Origin of the sequence: Staphylococcus intermedius NCTC 11048 (assembly GCF_002902385.1) — a bacterium.
Lineage (GTDB): Bacteria > Bacillota > Bacilli > Staphylococcales > Staphylococcaceae > Staphylococcus > Staphylococcus intermedius.
Map to the genome: position 1 here is coordinate 1 of NZ_PPQH01000162.1, position 210 is coordinate 210.

Here is a 210-nt window from a genome sequence, read left to right on the forward strand (position 1 = left end):
TTGTGACTTTTCAACTGATGTTGATGTGCTCGCTGAATCGCTCGCTACACTTTCTGATTGCGCCGCTGATGTTGACGCACTCGCTTTTGCTTCTGATTCTGATGCAGAGATTGATTGTGATTTCTCAACTGATGTTGATGTGCTTGCTGAATCGCTCGCTACACTTTCTGATTGCGCCGTTGATGTTGAAGCACTTGCTTTTGCTTCTGA

The 210-nt window shown here is 45.2% G+C and carries 1 protein-coding gene; it reads right to left on the reverse strand.

Going from position 1 to position 210, the window contains the following annotated elements:
* Positions 1-210: hypothetical protein (locus CD138_RS14460; protein WP_219727740.1), on the reverse strand; the 210-nt coding region annotated here is incomplete at both ends.